Genomic DNA, 18,129 nt, shown 5'->3' on the forward strand with positions numbered 1-18,129 from the left:
ACTTGGCGGTTGTGGCCGGGAGCCGGAGCCGCCATGGACGACAAATCGTTTCCCGCCAGCCCGATCACGCGCGTGCCGCTCGCCCTGGCGCTGTCCGGCCTCGCCGGCTGCGCCGACGCGATCGGCTTCCTGCAATTCTCGCAGCTCTTCATGTCCTTCATGTCGGGCAACACCACGCGATTCGGCGTCGCGGTGGCGGGGGCGGACTGGGAGGGCGTGACCCGCATCACCTCGGTCATCGCCATCTTCTGCTTCGGGGCCTTCGCGGGCACGCTGATCGCGGCGTGGTCCGGGCGCTGGCGCCTGCCGGTGCTGCTCGGCCTCCAGGCCGCCTTTCTCAGCGTCGGGCTGATCATGCCTCAGGGGCCCTACGCCTTCCCGATCCACGCCTATCCGGTGGTGTTCGCGCTGGGCATGCAGAACGCGACGCTGCAGGACGAGGACGGGCGCAGCCTCGCGCTGACCTACGTCACGGGCGCGGTGGTCCGCTTCGGCACCGGGCTCGCCAACCTGCTGCTCCACAAGCCGGCCAAGTCCTTCTGGATCCAGGCGCCGCTCTGGGGGGCGCTCAGCGCCGGCGCGGTGACGGGCGGCGTGCTCCACGCCCATTTCGGCGAGAACGCCTTCCTGTTCCCTGCGATTCTGGCAGCCGCGCTCGCGGTGGGGGTGACCCTGCTCACCCTCGCGCGGCCCGGCAGCCCCCTGATCGCCGGGACGGCGCCCGCGCCCGACGCGCCGAAGGATGCGAGGCCGGTCTACGTGGTGCGCGAGCCGCTGCGCTCCTGATCTCGCGGCGAGGCGACGCAAGGTTCATCCGGGCCGCCGCGCGGGTCTCGGCCCCGCGGCCTGTCCGGATTTCCGGACAGCCATGCGGTTCCGTTCCGACCTTCCGGAACGTCAATTCCCCCGGGGCGCATTCAAGCCCTTGCACTTCCTCACTGGTCCAATAGCGTGAGCCGTGGCATGGCCTGTGCTGAACGCAGGCACAGACCAGCCTCACCGCCTCATGTTCGGGCGGACAGGCAACGAGGGAGGAACAGAGTGGAACGCAGCCGCGATCTCGACCCGCGCGATCCCGATCCCATCGAGACCCGGGAATGGCTCGACTCCCTCGATGGCGTGCTGGAAGTGGAGGGTCCCGACCGGGCGCACTTCCTCATCGAGCAGGTGATCGAGGAAGCCCGCAAGAAGGGCGCCCCGGTCCCCTACTCCGCCAACACGGCCTATCTGAACACGATTCCCGTCGAGGCGCAGCCTAGACATCCGGGTGATAGGGCGATCGAGCACCGCATCCGGTCGGCCATCCGCTGGAACGCCATCGCGATCATCCTGCGGGCGAACAAGGAATCCTCCGAACTCGGTGGCCACATCGCGAGCTTCCAGTCGGCCGCGACGCTCTACGACACCGGCTTCATGCATTTCTGGCACGCGGCCGGCGAGGGGCACGGCGGCGACCTGATCTACGTCCAGGGCCATTCCGCGCCGGGCATCTACGCCCGCGCCTATCTCGAAGGGCGCCTCAGCGAGGAGCAGCTCCTCAATTTCCGCCAGGAGGTCGGGGGCAAGGGCCTGTCCTCCTATCCGCATCCCTGGCTGATGCCGGATTTCTGGCAGTTCCCCACCGTCTCGATGGGCCTCGGGCCGCTGATGGCGATCTACCAGGCCCGCTATCTCCGCTACCTGCACCATCGCGGGCTCGCCGACACGGATGGCCGCAAGGTCTGGGCCTTCATGGGCGACGGCGAGATGGACGAGCCGGAATCGCTCGGCGCGATCTCGCTCGCCTCGCGCGAGAAGCTCGACAATCTCGTCTTCGTGATCAACTGCAACCTGCAGCGTCTCGACGGCCCGGTGCGCGGCAACGGCAAGATCGTCCAGGAGCTGGAGGCCAATTTCCGCGGTGCCGGCTGGAACGTCATCAAGGTGCTGTGGGGCTCCGGCTGGGACCAGCTCCTCGCGCGCGACACCTCCGGCATGCTCGCACGGCTGATGGCCGAGTGCGTGGACGGCGAGTACCAGGACTTCAAGTCGAAGAACGGCGCCTATATCCGCGAGCACTTCTTCGGCAGGTATCCGGAGACCAAGGCGCTCGTCGCCGATTGGAGCGACGAGGACATCTGGCGCCTCACCCGCGGCGGCCACGATCCGAGCAAGGTCTTCGCGGCCTACAACGCCGCGGTGAACCACAAGGGCCAGCCCACCGTCATCCTCGCCAAGACCGTCAAGGGCTACGGCATGGGCGAGGCGGGCGAGGCCCAGAACATCACCCATCAGCAGAAGAAGATGGGCGAGGCGGTCCTCAAGCAGTTCCGCGACCGCTTCCAGATCGAGCTGTCGGACGAGCAGGTCGGCGAGATCCCGTTCATCCGCTTCCCCGAGGGGAGCCCCGAGCACCGCTACCTGATGGCCCGCCGTCAGGCGCTCGGCGGCCCGCTGCCGGCCCGGCGGCGGAAGTCGCAGAGCCTCGCCATCCCGCCGCTCTCGGCCTTCGACGCGCAGCTCAAGGAGACGGCGGGCCGCGAGATCTCCACCACCATGGCCTTCGTGCGGGTGCTGAACACGCTCCTGCGCGACAAGGAGATCGGCAAGCGCATCGTGCCGATCGTGCCGGACGAGAGCCGCACCTTCGGCATGGAGGGCATGTTCCGCCAGTTCGGCATCTTCAGCCAGGTCGGCCAGCTCTACCGGCCGGAAGACGCCAACCAGCTGATGTACTACAAGGAGGACAAATCCGGTCAGATGCTCCAGGAGGGCATCAACGAGGCCGGCGCCATGTCGTCCTGGATCGCGGCGGCGACCTCCTACTCGCATTCCGACGCGCCGACGATCCCGTTCTACATCTACTACTCGATGTTCGGGTTCCAGCGGGTCGGCGACCTCGCCTGGGCGGCGGGCGATCTGCGGGCGCGGGGCTTCCTGATCGGCGGCACGGCCGGGCGCACCACGCTGAACGGCGAGGGGCTCCAGCACGAGGACGGCCACAGCCACCTGTTCTCGGCCACGATCCCGAACTGCATCTCCTACGACCCGACCTTCTCGTACGAGGTCGCGGTGATCGTGCAGGACGGCCTGCGGCGGATGTACGGCGAGCAGGAGGACGTCTTCTACTACATCACCGTGATGAACGAGAACTACGCCCATCCGGGCATGCCGGAGGGGGCGGAGGAGGGCATCCTCAAGGGGATGTACCTGTTCCGGCAGGGCAAGGGCTCGGGCCCGCGGGTGCAGCTCCTCGGCTCGGGCACCATCCTGCGCGAGGTCATCGCGGGCGCCGAACTCCTGGAGAAGGATTTCGGCATCGTCGCGGACATCTGGTCCTGCCCGAGCTTCACCGAACTGAAGCGGGACGCGATGGCCGTGGAGCGCTGGAACATGCTCCATCCGGACGAGACGCCGCGGAAGTCGCATGTCGAGACCTGCCTGTCGGGCCGCTCCGGCCCGGTGGTCGCGGCGACCGACTACATGCGAATGTTCGCCGAGCAGATCCGTCCCTACGTGCCGGCGCGCTACAAGGTGCTGGGCACCGACGGGTTCGGGCGCTCGGATTACCGGGTGCGCCTGCGCGACTTCTTCGAGGTCGACCGGCGCTGGGTGGCGGTGGCGGCCCTGAAGAGCCTGGCCGAGGACCAGCTGGTGCCGACCGCGAAGGTCTCCGAGGCGATCGCCAAGTACGGCATCGATCCGGAGAAGCCCGCCCCGTGGACGGTGTGACGCGACGCGGATCCCCTGTCCCGCAGGGCTTGCGGATTCACACCACCCTGTTCGGGCGGACCGTTCGAGGTGGGCGCGATTCCCCTCTCCCGAGTGGGAGAGGGTCCAGGGGTGAGGGTGGCCCGGGTTCAGGATTGTCCTGAACCGTCGGGCTGCCATCGGCACGGTTCCGTCTTCTTGCGGAACCGTCTCCACCCTCACCCCTACCCCTCTCCCGCCCGGGAGAGGGGATCCCGCGCCACCCGCACCACCATTCATTCAGACGTGACGTAACGGGAGAGACGTCGTGGCGACCGAAGTCAAGGTTCCGGATATCGGCGACTTCAAGGATGTGCCGGTCATCGAAGTGCACGTGAAGGAGGGCGACAGCATCGGGCCGGACGACCCGCTGATCTCGCTCGAATCCGACAAGGCCACCATGGAGGTGCCCTCCCCCTCGGCCGGCGTGGTCGAGACGGTGCTGATCAAGATCGGCGACAAGGTGAGCGAGGGGCACCCGATCCTGCTCCTCAAGGGCGAGGGTACGGCGCCCTCCGCCGACACCGCCACGCAGATGCCGCGCCAGGAGCCGGAGCCGAGCGCCCCTGCCCCGGCCGCCCCTGCTTCAAGCACCCCTGCCCCGAGCGCCCCGGCTCCGGCCGCGGCCTCCGCGATCCCGGACTTCTCGCAGGTCCATGCCAGCCCGGCCGTGCGGCGGCTCGCCCGCGAACTCGGCGTCGATCTCAACGCCGTCAAGGGCACCGGCGAGAAGGGCCGCATCACCAAGGACGACGTGAAGGGTCACCTGACCCGCGCGGCCGCCCCCGCGGCGGCGGCCGGCGGCGCCGTCTTCGCCGGCGGCGGCATGGGCATCCCGGAGATCCCGGCGGTCGATTTCGCGAAGTTCGGTCCCGTCGAGACCAAGCCGCTCGCGCGCATCAAGAAGATCTCGGGGCCGCACCTGCACCGGGCGTGGCTCAACGTGCCCCTCGTCACCCACCAGGACGAGGCTGACATCACCGAGACCGACGCCTACCGCAAGGAACTCGACACGGCCGGCAAGGAGAAGGGCTACCGCGTCACGCTCCTGTCCTTCCTGATCAAGGCCGCGGTCTCGGCCCTGCGCCAGCACCCCGAGTTCAACGCCTCCCTGTCGCCCGACAAGGAATCCCTGATCCTCAAGCGCTACTACAACATCGGCGTGGCGGTGGACACGCCGGACGGGCTGGTTGTGCCGGTGGTCAAGGATGCGGACCGCAAGGGCATCACCGAGATCAGCCAGGAACTCGGCGCCCTCTCGAAGAAGGCCCGCGACGGCAAGCTCACCGGCGCCGACATGCAGGGGGCGACCTTCACGATCTCGTCGCTCGGCGGCATCGGCGGCACCGCCTTCACGCCGCTGGTCAACGCCCCCGAGGTGGCGATCCTCGGCGCCGTGCGCTCCAAGATGGCGCCGGTCTGGGACGGCTCCGAGTTCAAGCCGCGGCTGATGCTGCCGCTCTGCGTCTCCTACGACCACCGGGTCATCGACGGGGCGCTCGCGGCCCGCTTCACCCGCCATCTCGCCCACGTCCTGGAGGACGTGCGGCGTCTCGTGATCTGAGGAGGCCGCCCGCATGAGCAGCAACGAGGTGCGCCTGCCCGATATCGGCGACTTCAAGGACGTCCCGGTCATCGAGGTGGTGGTGAAGCCGGGCGACACGATCGGCGTCGACGACACGCTGATCGTGCTCGAATCCGACAAGGCGACGATGGACGTGCCCTCCTCCGTCGCCGGGACGGTGGCGGAGATCAAGGTCAAGCCCGGCGACAGGGTCTCGCAGGGCGACCTGATCCTGCTGATGGCGGAGACGGCCGGCACCGGCGCGTCGAAGCCGGCCGTTGCCGAGAAGCCGGCGCCGGTCGCCGCGGCGAGCGCGCCCGCGGGCGGCGGAGGTCCGGGCCACGCGCCCGGCGAGGGGCAGGCGGGCTACGGCTCGTCCGCCGCCCGCGCGGGCGGCAACGGCGCGGCGGCGCCCGCGCCGCAGGCCGCCGCTCCCGTCTCCGGCGAGGAGATGCGGGCGGAGGTGCTGGTGCTCGGCGCCGGGCCCGGCGGCTACACCGCCGCCTTCCGGGCCGCCGATCTCGGCAAGAAGGTCGTTCTCGTCGAGCGCTGGGCGAGCCTCGGCGGGGTCTGCCTCAACGTCGGCTGCATCCCCTCGAAGGCGCTCCTGCACGCCGCCAAGGTGATCGACGAGAGCCAGGCGATGGCCGCGCACGGCATCAGCTTCACGGCCCCGCAGATCGACATCGACAAGCTCCGGGGCTGGAAGGAGGGCGTCGTCAAGAAGCTCACCGGCGGCCTCTCCGGCCTCGCCAAGCAGCGCAAGGTGACGGTGGTGACCGGCACCGCCCGCTTCGTCAGCCCGCACCAGGTCGCGGTCGAGCACGAGGGGCAGACCCGGATCATCGGCTTCGAGCAGGCGATCATCGCGGCCGGTTCCGAGCCGATCCAGATGCCGTTCATCCCGCATGACGATCCGCGGGTGATCGACTCCACCGGCGCCCTCGAACTCGGCGGCGTGCCCAAGCGCCTGCTCGTCGTCGGCGGCGGCATCATCGGGCTCGAGATGGCGACCGTCTACCACGCGCTCGGCGCGAAGGTGACGATCGTCGAACTGATGGACCAGATCATCCCCGGCGCCGACAAGGACATCGTCACGCCGCTGATGAAGCGGATCTCCAAGCAGTACGAGGCGATCCACCTCAAGACCAAGGTCACCGCCGTCGAGGCGCTGCCCGAGGGGCTGAAGGTGACCTTCGAGGGCGGGTCGGCGCCCGCGACCGACACCTTCGACCGGATCCTGGTCTCGGTGGGGCGGCGGCCGAACGGCAAGCTGATCGGCGCGGAGGCCGCGGGCGTGATCGTGGACGAACGGGGCTTCATCCCGGTCGACAAGCAGATGCGCACCAACGTGCCGCACATCTTCGCCATCGGCGACGTGGTCGGCCAGCCGATGCTCGCCCACAAGGCGACGCACGAGGGCAAGGTGGCGGCCGAGACCGCGGCGGGGAAGAACTCCTTCTTCGACGCGAAGGTGATCCCGTCGGTGGCCTACACCGACCCGGAGGTGGCCTGGGTCGGGATCACCGAGAACGAGGCCAAGGCCAAGGGTCTCAAGATCGGCAAGGGCGTCTTCCCCTGGGCGGCGAGCGGGCGCTCGCTCTCGCTCGGGCGCGACGAGGGGCTGACCAAGGTGCTGTTCGACGAGGAGACCGACCGCATCCTCGGCTGCGGCATCGTCGGGCCCTCCGCGGGCGACCTGATCGCGGAAGCCGCGCTCGCCATCGAGATGGGGGCGGATGCGAGCGACATCGGGCTCACCATCCATCCGCATCCGACCCTGTCGGAGACGGTCGGCATGGCGGCCGAGGCCTTCGAGGGCACGATCACCGACCTCTACATGCCCAAGCGCCCGGGCCACTGAGCCCGGGATCACCGGCAGAAGTGCCATGTGCGGTTCTGCCGGGACTATTCGCGGCGGGCGGTCCCCAAAGGCCGCCCGCCGGCTTCCTCAGCCCTTCCGGGGGGCGCGGTTCTTGCGCTGCTGGCCGAGGCCGATGCTCTTGGCGAGTTCGGAGCGCTGGGCCGCGTAGTTCGCCGCCACCATCGGGTAGTCCGGCGGCAGGCCCCACTTCTCGCGGTACTGCTCCGGCGTCAGGCCGCGCGTCGTCAGGTGACGCTTGAGCGACTTGTAGGGCTTGCCGTCCTCCAGCGAGATGATCGCGTCCGGCGTCACCGTCTTCTTGATCGGAATCGGCGGAACCGGCTTCTCCGGCGCCGGCGGCGGCGGCGCGATCAGCGCCTGCAGGGTGCCGTGGATGGACGTCAGCAGCCCGGGCAACTCCGACGCCGGAACCGAATTCTTCGAGACATAGGCGGACACGATATCGGCCGTCAGCGTGACAAGCTCATCGGCGTCCGCGTCCTGGCCATCCTCGTCTGTCATCATCGAGCATCCGTTCCGTAAGAGGTGACAATGCCCGGGCCGCCCTCGTTTGCTCTCACGGTCGGCCCGCGTTTCTCGTTCGACATGCTCCGAGTTCTGCCGTTGCAGAACTCCGAAGCCTGCATCAGACGTGTTGGCCCGTCTTATGCGTTCCCGCAAGATCCATGATGCTCAAACCGCGGTCTTTCTACGTACTTCTTGTGGATGGTGAGGCAGGAATAGCCTGATATACCCACCTTAGGTTGTCTCCATTGGAGATGCCTGCAAAATAATTGTATAAAATGCATTGCACAATCTGAAATATATGACATTTGATAAGGTTCAATCAAGCGCGCTCCGGCAGCTCGGCCATTCGAGAGAATGGGCACGTTCGCGGAGAGGTCTGCGTAATGCAGGCAGGATTTGCTACCATTGCGTGTAGATTGCGGTCTCGCTCTCCGGCTGCCGATACTTGACGAGAGCCGGTCGCCGCCGGCGAGTTCGGCCGGCGGATTGCGGGCGGCTGGTTCGGCGGGCCCGTTCGTCCTTCCGGCGACGATCCGCGGGACGGGCGCATGGCGCGCGGTGCCGCCCCGGCCCGGCGCGCCTGAACGCCCGGCCTGCAACCAAACGTGGGGATCGGTCCGTTTTATCCCGGCCGGGGGGTGGCGGGCGCGGCATTCCGCTGCGGCCGCTCCGCCGCGGGCAAGGAGCTGACGGGACCGCCTTCAGGCCGCGAGGCGCAGGCGGTCCTGACGGTAGCTCTCGATGAGGGCGGCGGGGATCGAGTCGAGCACGGCGGCGACCGCGGCCTCGCTGGCGATGCTGCGGGCGAGGAGGCGCGCCTCCTCGCGGGCGGCCTCCGCGTCGAACCGGTTGAGGAGCGCGACGAGGGCGTGGCTCTCGGCGAAGGGGAGGCCCTCGCAGGCCGTCACCGCCCGCTCGATCATCCGGCGCGACAGGGCGGGGCCGCTCTCCTCGGTGAGGCCGTCCGCCTCCTCGCGCCACGCGGACATCGCCGCCGCGAAGGCGGGTTCGAGGGCGGCCGGCAGCCCGGCCCGGCGGTAGAGGGCCGTGAAGCCCTGGCCGTGGGCGTCGTGCAGGAGGCCCGCGACCCGCTCGACCGCGAGGCCGCTGAGGTCGGTGAAGGCGGCTTCCGTGAAGTCCATCCGCCGCGACAGCATCGCGCGCAGGATCAGGCCGGCGGTGAGCTGGCCGTTGCGGCGCAGATAGGCCACGAGGCGGCGCAGATCCTCCCGCACCGCGCCCTCGGCGAGGCCGAGGGTCGTGCGGTCGCGGGCCTCGCGGGTGATGCGCTCGCTCCGGTCGGGGCTGAGCCAGCCGCAGGCGGAGACGAAGGCCGAGAGGGATTGGGCGAGGCGGGCGGTCACCGCCTGGCGCACTTCGAGCGGCAGGTCCGGCCGGGCCAGGATCGCCTCCCGCAGGGCGCCCGTATCGCCGTGGCGCTCCACCATCCGCAGCAGGCTGCCCGGCGTGATCGCGGCGCCCGGATTGCCGGCGAGGCGTCGCAGGGCCTCGGGGCCCGCGACCTCCGCGAGCGCCCCGCAGACCATCGGCGAGACGGCCGGGCGCCCCGCGATGGCCTCCCGCGCCGCCTCCTCGCCGATCGCCGCGCAATCGACGAGATCCGCATCCGTCAGGACGGGCGAGCGCGCCAGCACCAGGGCGGCGATCTCGGGCACGTCCTGGGCCAGCGCCACCACCACCGGGCGGGGCGCCTCCGCGGCGTTGGCGCAGGCCTCGGCGAGCGCCCGGCGCACCAGCGGCGAGGGGTCGTCCAGGAGCGCGGTGACGGCGGTCTTCGCCTCCCAGCGCGCCTCCGGGTCGAGCTTGGCGTAGAGATAGGCCCGCGCCAGCGACGAGGCCGCCTCGGCCCGCCGCCCGGCGGATTCGTGCTGCGTCCAGAGCAGGAACTGGCGGATCATCATCGGGGCGAATCCGGGAGGGCCATCAGGGATTGGCGGTCGAACGGTAGAGGCTCGCGAGGGGGCGGCCGGCCGCGGCGAATTCCGGCGGCCGGGCGGGCGGCAGCGGCGCGGACAGGAGGGTCGGCGCGGCGATCGGCGCCTCGGCGACCGACCCGGTGGCCTCCGGCGCCGCCGCGGCCTCGCTGCCGTCGGAGCGCGGGAAGTAGCTCGGCGCCGCTTGCGTCCCGCTGCCGCGCGCCTGCCAGAGGCGCGCCACGCTGTCGGAGACCGGACCCCGGCGCGCATCGGTCTGGAACAGCGAGCGCAGGCCGCTGCCGGCCTCAGGGGTGAAGGCGCTCGCGACGCTGCCGGTCCCGGTCGGGACGGCGGCCGGGGGCGCGCTCCCGGCGACCGACCGGCTCGCCGACAGCAGGGCGTAGAGTTCGGCAGCCCCCCGGGGCCGGCCGGTCTTGTCGTAGAACAGGCCGCGATTGGCGCCCGCCGCCTCCGGCAGGTCGGTGGCGGCGGCCCGGGCGGGAGTGAACTGCGCCGCGCGGATCAGCGTCGCGGCCCCTCGCGTCCCGAGCACGTGCGCGGCGTAGAGATCGCCCTGGGTCGGCTCGCGGCCGAGTTCGGCGACGAGGGCGTCATGGTTGCGCCGGGTCAGCGCCCCCGCCAGGGCGGAGGCCACGTCCGGATCCTGGCGCAGGTCGAGGATCGTCTGGCGGGCGGTCGGATCGCTCACCGTGTAGCCGCCCTGCGGCTTCGCCGTGATCGCCTCCGCGTAGGCGCCGAGGCCGAGGGCGGGGCCATCCTGCTTGAGGATGCCGAGCCAGGTCTGTTCGATGAACTGGAACAGGCCGCTCGCCGAGGAGGTGGCGGCCTTGGCGGTGGGATCGAGGCTCGATTCCCGCTGCGCCGTGGCGAGCAGGTAGTCGAAGCCGGTTCCGGTCTTCTCCGCCCCCTGGCGGATCGCTTCCACCACCGGTCCCGACGCGCCCGCCCCGCGGCTCGGCGCGGTGTCGCGGGAGGGGGGTGAGGAGGTGGTGAAGAGGAACATGGCGCCCCGGCGGGGTGGCACCGCCGTCCGGATGCCGCCTCCCAAGGGTCACCTTGCTGCGATCATGGTAAATGAAGCTTGAAGCCGCCCGGGCCGGCGCCGTCCCGTATCAGGGGCGGGGGACGTCGCCGCCGCCCGTCGGCCGGCGCATCTCGAAGCGGCTCTCCCCGTCCACGGAGAAGTAGTCGAAGTAGCCGCCGCGCATCAGCGGCTTCATGGCGCCGGTATCGACCCGGCCCTCCGGCGTGACGAAGCGGTCGTCGATGTAGATCGACACCACCTGCCCGATCACCATGAAGTAGCGGGCCTCCCCGCCGCCGAGGGGCACGAGCGGGATCGTCTGGAGCCATTGGCACTCGATGGCGGCCGGCGCCTCGGCCACCCGGGGCGGGCGCACCTTGCGCGAGGGCGCGGGAGTGAGCCCCGCGAAGGCGAACTCGCTCTCCCCCCGCGGAAGCGGCGCCGAGGTCTGGTTCATCGCCTCCTTGAGGTCGAGGCTCGCGAAGCTGCAGACGAATTCCCCGCTCTCCTCCGCGAAGGCCAGCGCGTCCTTGCGGCCGAAGGACGAGAACATCACCATCTCGGGATTGTCCGCGACCCCGTTGAAGAAGGAATAGGGCGACAGGTTGAGCCGCCCGTCGCGGTCATGCGCGCTGATCCACCCGATCGGCCGCGGCGCGACGAGGGCCTTGAACGGGTTGTGCGGCAGGCTGCGGGTCTCGGCGTCGTAGTGCATCGGAGGTCCGTTCGTCCCGGGAGATGGCGGACCCTACCACCCTTCCGGATCCGGGACGACGAGCGGGCCGCTGCCGACCCGCGCGCCGAGTCAGAACCGCGACACGATCTCCGCCAGGTCCGGCCGCGGCCGGTCGGAGGGCACCTGCGTCGCGCGGCCGATATGGACGAAGCCGGCGAGCTGCTCGCGGGGATCGAGCCCGAGCGCGTCGAGGATGCGCCGGTCGTAGGCGATCCATTCCGTGAGCCAGGAGGTGGCGAAGCCGAGGGCGTTGGCCGCCACGCAGAGATTCATCGCGGCCGCCCCCGCCGAGAGAACCTGCTCCCATTCGGGGATCTTCACGTGCGGCCCCGCCCGCGACACCACCGCCACCACCAGCGGCGCAAGGGCGAGCCGGCGGCGCTCGGCGGCGAGCCGGGCCGCGTCGGCCTCCGGATGGTCCGCCGCGTAGGCCGCCGCGATCACCCCGCCGATCCGCTCGGCGCCCTCTCCCGCGATCACGATGAAGCGCCAGGGCGCGAGCTTGCCGTGGTCGGGCACCCGGGAGGCAATGCCGAGGATCGTGGCGAGATCCTCGTCCGTCGGCCCCGGGCCGGAGAGCATCGCGGGCGGCACCGAGCGCCGGGTGCGCAGGAGATCGAGCGTCGCGTTCATCGGACCTTCAGTGCGGCTGAGTAGAAGAGGAGAACGGCCAAGCGGGCCGCCGCGCATCCGGCCTCAGATAGGCGCCGCGCGGCCGGCTTTGCAATCCGGCCCGAAAACCGACACGGGAGCGTGGCATGCGGTGCGCCGCATCGACGGATCCCGCGAGATTGAAGACGCTGCCGGACCACGCCATGAGCCGCCCCCTTGCCCTACCGCGCGCCCAGGCCTGGACGTCGCGCGCGTTCGTCCTGGCGCTGGCCGCCGTCCTGGTCTTCTGGGCCGCCGCCGCGGCGGTGTGGCCGCTCACCGGCACCGTCGTGCCCTGGGATTCCAAGAACCACTTCTATCCGATGCTGCGCTACCTCGGCGCGGCGCTGGCGAATGGCGAGCTGCCGCTCTGGAACCCCTATCACTTCGCCGGCCACCCTTCCGTCGCCGATCCGCAATCGCTCCTGTTCACGCCCACCATGCTGGTCTTCGCATGGCTGGTGCCCTCGCCCTCCATGGAGCTGTTCGACGCGGTGGTGTTCGCCCATCTGCTGCCGGGCGCGGTGGCGATGCTGCCGCTGTTCCGGCGCCGGGGCTGGCATCCGGCCGGGGCGGTCGCGGCCGCGATGATCTTCATCCTCGGCGGCTCGGCCTCGGCCCGGCTCCAGCATACGGGGATGATCCTCTCCTACGGCTACTTTCCCCTCGCCCTCTGGCTCTTGGAGGAGGCCCTCGACCGGCGCTCCCTCGCCTACGGAATCGCCTTCGCGGTCATCGCCGCGCTGATGACCGTCGGCCGCGATCAGGTCGCCTTCCTGTGCGGCTTCGTCCTCATCGCCCGCGCGCTCTTCGCAGTGCTGGAGGCCGAGACGCCTCTCGGGTACTTGCGCCGCCGCCTCGGCCTCCTCCTCGTCATGGGCCTGGTGGGCGGGGCGCTCCTCGCGATTCCCTCGCTGCTCACCATGCAGCTCCTGATGACCTCGACCCGGCCCTCCTTCGGCTACGGGGTCGCCGCCATGGGCTCGCTGCCCCCCGAGAGCCTCGCCACCGGCCTGTTCGCGGACGTGTTCGGGTCGCTGCGCTGGACCTACGATTACTGGGGCCCGGACTGGTCGTCGCTCTCCGGCGGAACCTGGACCGACCGGGCGATCAACTACGTCTTCGCCGGCACCATTCCCGCCCTGCTGATCCTCTGGCACGGGCTGGCGGGCGGGCGGCTCTTTTCGCGCGAGATCCGCTTCCCGGCCCTCGTGCTCGCGGGCGCCCTCGTCTACGCGCTCGGCCGCTACACGCCGGTCTTCGCCCTGCTGTTCGACCACGTGCCCGGCATCGACCTCTACCGGCGGCCGGCCGACGCCACCTTCGTGGTGAACATCGGCATCGCCCTCACGGCGGGCTACCTCGTCCACCGCTTCGTGGCGGAGGGCGCTCCGGCGCTCGCCCGCGGCTGGCGCCTCGCCCTGCCCGTCCTGGCGGCGGCTTTCCTCGTCGCGGCGCTCGCGGCCGCCCTCGTCTTCGCGCTTCCCGCCAACCACCTCCTCGACGCCCTGCGCGACATCGCCACCGGCGCCGGCCTCGCTGTCGCGGCGGCGGTCGCCCTGCGCCGGCCGCGGCGGCGCGCGCTGATCGCCGCCGGCCTCGTCGCGGTGACCGGCGCCGAGCTGATCTGGCGCAATGCCGGCTCCTCCCTCAATGCCGAGGCGGCCGAGCGCTACGCCGTGTTCCGCCAGCTGCCGCCCGAGCAGCTCCAGGGCCTCACCATCCTCAAGGCGGAGCTGGAGGCGCGCCATGCCAAGGGCGAGCATCCCCGCGTCGAGATCCTGGGCTTGGGCGGCGCGTGGCAGAACGCCTCGATGGTGCTCGGGCTCGAGGACACGATCGGCTACAACCCGCTGCGCCTCTCCGATTACGAGCGCGCCGTCGGCCCGGGCGAGAACGCCGCCGATCCGAACCTGCGCCAGTTCCCGGCCCTGTTCCGCGGCTACCGCTCGCGACTCGCGAGCCTGCTCGGCCTCGAATACCTCGTCCTCGACCGCCCGGCCGAGCGGCTGCCGAAGCACTTCCCGCAGCTCACCGGGGCGAAGCTCCTCTACGGCTCGGGGCAGATGTGGATCTATCGCCTCGATCCCGCCCGGCCGCGCGCCTACCTCGCCACCCGCCTCGTGCCGGTGGATTCCGAGGACGTGCTCTCGCAGGACGAGCTGCCGGAATTCGAGGGCAGCGACACCGCCCTCGTCGATCAGGAGAGCCTGCCGAAGGTGAAGGGCGCCTACGGGCAGGCCGATCCGGCCGCGCCGGTCACGCCGGCCGAAGGCTCCGCGCAGATCCTCGCCTATCGCCGCACTCTCGTCACGGTGGAGGTCGACACCGACCGCGACGCCGTGCTGGTGCTGCACGATCTGTTCTACCCGGGCTGGGAGGCGCGGGTGGACGGCGTGCGCCGGCCGATCCTGCGCACCAACCTCCTGTTTCGCGGCGTCGAGGTGCCCAAGGGGCGCCATGTGGTGGAGTTCCGGTTCCGGCCCCTCTCGGTCGGCAACCTGATGGCGGCGGCGAGCGAGCTGCTGGCGAGGGATGGGGATGAGGCGGGCGAGACGGCTCTTCGGTAACACGGCGCTCGCGCTCCTCTGCGCGGGACCGGCGGCGGCCCAGGACGCGGTCCGCCCGGCCGCCCCCTCCGTCACGCAGGCCCCCCCGCCCGTCCCCGCTCCCGCGCCGGCGGATGCGCCCCTGGCGCTCCGGGCCGTGCTGACGAGCGAGGCCAAGCCGATCCGCGGCGGCCTGACCTGGCGCATCTACGAGGACCGCAGCGACGCCGGGAAGCCGGCCCTCCTCGCCCGCTCGGACGAGGCGCAGCCGACCTTCAGCCTGCCCCCGGGCAGCTACCTCGCCAACGTCACCTACGGCTTCGTGAGCACCTCGAAGCGCGTGACGCTGGCCCCCGCCGGGCTCAGCGACCAGATCACCGTCAATGCCGGGGCCCTGCGCTTGGCGGGCGCGGTCGGCGACAGCCGCATCCCGGGCACCCAGCTCGCCTTCGCGATCTTCGTGCCGATCGGCAACAACCCCGAGGGCCGCCTCGTGCGCGACGGGGTCAAGGCCGGCGAGCTGATCCGCCTGCCCGAGGGCACCTACCACGTGGTCTCGACCTGGGGCGATTCGAACGCCATCCAGCGGGCGGACCTCAAGGTCGAGAACGGCCGCATCACCGACGCGACCCTCAACCACCGGGCCGCCACCGTGACCCTCAAGCTCGTGGCCGCGCCGGGGACGGAGGCCTTCGCGGGCACGGCCTTCAGCGTGCTGACGCCCGGCGGCGACACCATTCGCGAGGCGATCGGCGCCTTCCCGCAGGTGACGCTGGCCGAGGGCGAATACCAGCTCATCGCCCGCCACGACGGCAAGGTCTACACCCAGGACTTCAAGGTCGAGAGCGGCATCGACCGCGACATCGAGGCCATCGCCAAGGATCCATGACGGTGCAAGGGTCCCTGACGGTTAAGGAGCCGTGAGGCGGCGGGGCGCTGCCCCGCACCCCGCCAGGGCCGAGGCGGCCCTGGACCCGCCCGGATCTCAGGCGGTGCGCTTGGCCGCCGCCACGGCGCCCACCACGGCGGCGCAGGTGAGGATGAGCCCGGCATCCACCGGCTCCCCCAGGACCAGCGCGGCGAGGACGAGGCTGCCGAAGGGCTGGAGCAGCTGCACCTGCCCCACCGCCGCGATGCCGCCGCGCGCGAGCCCGCGATACCAGAACACGAAGCCGATCAGCATGCTGAACAGCGACACGTAGGCGAGACCCGCGAGCGCCGGTCCGCCGACATGCGCCCAGGAGGCGGGCCGCAGCAGCCACGCGGCCGGCAGCGTCCCGGGCAGCGACAGGACGAGGGCCCACGCCACCACCTGCCAGCCGCCGAGCCGGCGCGCCAGCCGCGCCCCCTCCGCGTAGCCGAGCCCGCAGAGCACGACCCCGAGGACGAGCCAAGCATCCCCTGCCGAGAGGCCGCCTCCCCCGTTCCGGAGCGCGAAGCCGACCACCAGGGCGCTGCCGAGGCCCGAGAACAGCCAGAAGGCCGGGCGCGGCCGCTCGCCCCCGCGCCACACCGCGAACAGAGCCGTGGCCAGCGGCAGGCAGGCCACCGTCACGGTGGCGTGGGCGGCGGTGACGGTGGTGAGCGCCAGTGCCGTGCAGAGCGGCCAGCCGAACACCACGCCCAGCGCCACCAGCGCCAGCGCCCCGAGATCCCGCCGCTCCGGCCGGGGCTGGCGATAGGCCATGAGCAGGAGGAGCGCCGCGAGGCCGGCGATGGCGGCGCGGGCCAGCGTCAGGAAGAACGGGTCGAGATCGATCACCGCGAGCCGGGTCGCCGGCAGGGATCCGGCGAAGATCAGCACGCCGATCAGCCCGTCGACGAAGGCGCGCCGCACCTGCGCCACGTCCCGCCCCGTCGATATCGCCGCCACGCCGCTGCTCATGACACGCTCCGCACTTGCGCGGCGACCATTGCGCCGGCAGCCCTGTCGCGACAGGCACGAAGCCGGTACGGTTTCGCCGAACTGTCCGGGTCGGAGAGCAGGACGGATGCCCCTGGCGGAGGATCAGACCCGGGTCGCGGCGGTGGCCGCCTCCATTCGCGAGCGCATCGCCGTGCGCGCGCTCGGGCCGGGCGCGCGGATCCCCTCCGTGCGGGGCCTCGCCGCCGCGATGGGCGTGTCGAAATCGACCGTGGTCGAGGCCTACGACCGGCTCGTCGCCGAGGGGGTCATCCACTCCCGGCCGGGATCGGGCTTCTACGTGGCCGGGGCGGTCCGGCCCCTCACCCTGGCGGCGATCGGTCCGCGCCTCGACCGGGCGGTGGATCCGCTCTGGGTCACGCGCCAGACCCTGGAGGCCGGGGCCGGGGTGCTCAAGCCCGGATGCGGCTGGCTGCCGCCCGGCTGGCTTCCCGACGAGGCCCTGCGCCGCGCCCTGCGCGGCCTCGCCCGCGGCGAGGCGACCGACCTCCTCGATTACGACGAGCCCCTCGGCCACCCGCCCCTGCGCCAGCTCCTCTCCCGGCGTCTGCACGACCGCGGCATCCCGGCCGGGCCGGACCGGATCGTGCTCACCGCCTCGGCCACCCAGGCCCTCGACCTGATCGCCCGCCTGCTCCTGGAGCCCGGCGACGTCGTGCTGGTCGACGATCCCTGCTACTTCAACTTCCGCGCCCTGCTGCAGGTGCACCGGGCGGCGATCGTCGGCGTGCCCTGGAATCCGGAGGGGCCGGATCTCGACGCCTTCGCGGCGGCGCTGCGCGAGCATCGCCCGCGCCTCTACCTCACCAATTCGGCGCTCCAGAACCCGACCGGCGCCACGATGAGCGCGGCCACCGCCCACCGGCTGCTCCGCCTCGCGGAGGAGCACGGCACGCTCATCGTCGAGGACGCCCTGTTCGACGATTTCGAGCCCGATCCCTCGCCGCGGCTCGCCGCCCTCGACGGGCTCGACCGCGTGATCCACATCGGCAGCTTCTCCAAGACCCTCTCGGCGGCCTTGCGCTGCGGCTACGTGGCCCTGCGGGCCGAGTGGGTGGACCGCTTGGTCGATCTCAAGCTCGCCACCTCCTTCGGCAGCGGCCGGCTCTCGGCGAACCTCGTGCACCGCTTCCTCGCGGATGGCAGCTACCGCCGCTCCCTCGACGGCCTGCGGGCGAGGCTCGCCGAGGCGATGGGGCTGACCCGCCGCCGCCTCGACGCGCTCGGCCTGACGCCCTGGCTGGTGCCGCGGGGCGGGCTCTACCTGTGGGCGGGCCTGCCGCCCGGTCTGGAGGCCGCCGCGGTGGCGCGCCGGGCGCTCGCCGAGGACGTGGTGCTCGCCCCCGGCAACGTCTTCAGCCTGTCGCAGAGCGCGGGCGGCTTCCTGCGCTTCAACGTGGCGCAATGCGGCGATCCGCGGGTCTTCGCGGTGCTGGAACGGGCGATGGAGGGTGCGGAGGGACGACAGGCGGCGGCCGGTTGAGGCGAGTCCGCTTCAGGCGTCGGTGCGGTGCAGGCCGATCACGGTGGCGGGCTCGTGATCAGCGTCCATGAGCTTGGCCCTCGCCGTTCGAGGTGCGCTGTACGATCGCCTTGATTGTG

The 18,129-nt window shown here is 71.4% G+C and carries 13 protein-coding genes; 7 read left to right on the forward strand and 6 right to left on the reverse strand.

The features are described from left to right. Positions 1-33: 33 nt before the first annotated feature. The 4 genes from ACE101_RS27460 (at position 34) to lpdA (ending at position 7,157) form a co-directional block, all read left to right on the forward strand. Positions 34-786 (forward strand): YoaK family protein, encoded by a 753-nt coding sequence (locus ACE101_RS27460; protein WP_379136579.1) that lies wholly within the window; start codon positions 34-36, stop codon positions 784-786. A gap of 255 nt (positions 787-1,041) precedes the next feature. Further along, the gene (aceE, locus tag ACE101_RS27465) at positions 1,042-3,711 is read left to right on the forward strand and encodes a pyruvate dehydrogenase (acetyl-transferring), homodimeric type (protein ID WP_379136581.1); all 2,670 of its coding nucleotides are present in this window, start codon (positions 1,042-1,044) and stop codon (positions 3,709-3,711) included. Positions 3,712-3,997: 286 nt separating this feature from the next. Further along, positions 3,998-5,293 (forward strand): dihydrolipoyllysine-residue acetyltransferase, encoded by a 1,296-nt coding sequence (aceF, locus tag ACE101_RS27470; RefSeq protein WP_379136583.1) that lies wholly within the window; start codon positions 3,998-4,000, stop codon positions 5,291-5,293. Between the two features lie 13 nt (positions 5,294-5,306). Continuing rightward, entirely contained in the window at positions 5,307-7,157 is a 1,851-nt protein-coding gene (gene lpdA, locus ACE101_RS27475) for a dihydrolipoyl dehydrogenase (protein ID WP_379136585.1), read from the forward strand. 87 nt (positions 7,158-7,244) lie between these two features. Here lpdA and ACE101_RS27480 read toward each other — a convergent pair whose 3' ends face one another. The 5 genes from ACE101_RS27480 to ACE101_RS27500 all read right to left on the reverse strand — a co-directional run bounded on the left by ACE101_RS27480 (position 7,245) and on the right by ACE101_RS27500 (position 12,036). Then, on the reverse strand, positions 7,245-7,682 hold the full coding sequence (locus ACE101_RS27480) for a Ros/MucR family transcriptional regulator (protein ID WP_379136586.1): 438 nt from the start codon (positions 7,680-7,682) through the stop codon (positions 7,245-7,247). Positions 7,683-8,386: 704 nt separating this feature from the next. Next, the gene (locus ACE101_RS27485; protein WP_379136588.1) at positions 8,387-9,607 is read right to left on the reverse strand and encodes a DUF2336 domain-containing protein; all 1,221 of its coding nucleotides are present in this window, start codon (positions 9,605-9,607) and stop codon (positions 8,387-8,389) included. A 22-nt stretch (positions 9,608-9,629) separates the two neighbouring features. Further along, the gene (locus tag ACE101_RS27490) at positions 9,630-10,646 is read right to left on the reverse strand and encodes a lytic transglycosylase domain-containing protein (RefSeq protein WP_379136591.1); all 1,017 of its coding nucleotides are present in this window, start codon (positions 10,644-10,646) and stop codon (positions 9,630-9,632) included. A 109-nt stretch (positions 10,647-10,755) separates the two neighbouring features. Then, complete coding sequence (locus tag ACE101_RS27495) at positions 10,756-11,382, reverse strand: flavin reductase family protein (RefSeq protein ID WP_379136594.1); 627 nt, start codon at positions 11,380-11,382, stop codon at positions 10,756-10,758. Positions 11,383-11,472: 90 nt separating this feature from the next. Further along, entirely contained in the window at positions 11,473-12,036 is a 564-nt protein-coding gene (locus ACE101_RS27500) for a nitroreductase family protein (RefSeq protein WP_379136596.1), read from the reverse strand. 182 nt (positions 12,037-12,218) lie between these two features. Here ACE101_RS27500 and ACE101_RS27505 point away from each other — a divergent pair, with 182 nt between their 5' ends. Then, complete coding sequence (locus tag ACE101_RS27505; protein WP_379136599.1) at positions 12,219-14,624, forward strand: hypothetical protein; 2,406 nt, start codon at positions 12,219-12,221, stop codon at positions 14,622-14,624. Further along, positions 14,596-15,492, forward strand: coding sequence for an RgsD C-terminal domain-containing protein (locus tag ACE101_RS27510; RefSeq protein ID WP_379136602.1), 897 nt, complete (start codon positions 14,596-14,598; stop codon positions 15,490-15,492). Before ACE101_RS27505 ends, ACE101_RS27510 begins: the two co-directional genes overlap by 29 nt. A gap of 96 nt (positions 15,493-15,588) precedes the next feature. Here the strand turns inward: ACE101_RS27510 and ACE101_RS27515 are convergent, their stop codons facing one another. Then, a complete protein-coding gene (locus tag ACE101_RS27515) occupies positions 15,589-16,488 on the reverse strand; it encodes a DMT family transporter (protein ID WP_379136605.1) in 900 nt (299 codons plus the stop codon). A 106-nt stretch (positions 16,489-16,594) separates the two neighbouring features. Here ACE101_RS27515 and ACE101_RS27520 point away from each other — a divergent pair, with 106 nt between their 5' ends. Continuing rightward, positions 16,595-18,010, forward strand: coding sequence for an aminotransferase-like domain-containing protein (locus ACE101_RS27520; RefSeq protein ID WP_379136608.1), 1,416 nt, complete (start codon positions 16,595-16,597; stop codon positions 18,008-18,010). Positions 18,011-18,129 lie beyond the last annotated feature (119 nt).

Origin of the sequence: Methylobacterium carpenticola, from assembly GCF_042748905.1 — a bacterium.
Lineage (GTDB): Bacteria > Pseudomonadota > Alphaproteobacteria > Rhizobiales > Beijerinckiaceae > Methylobacterium > Methylobacterium carpenticola.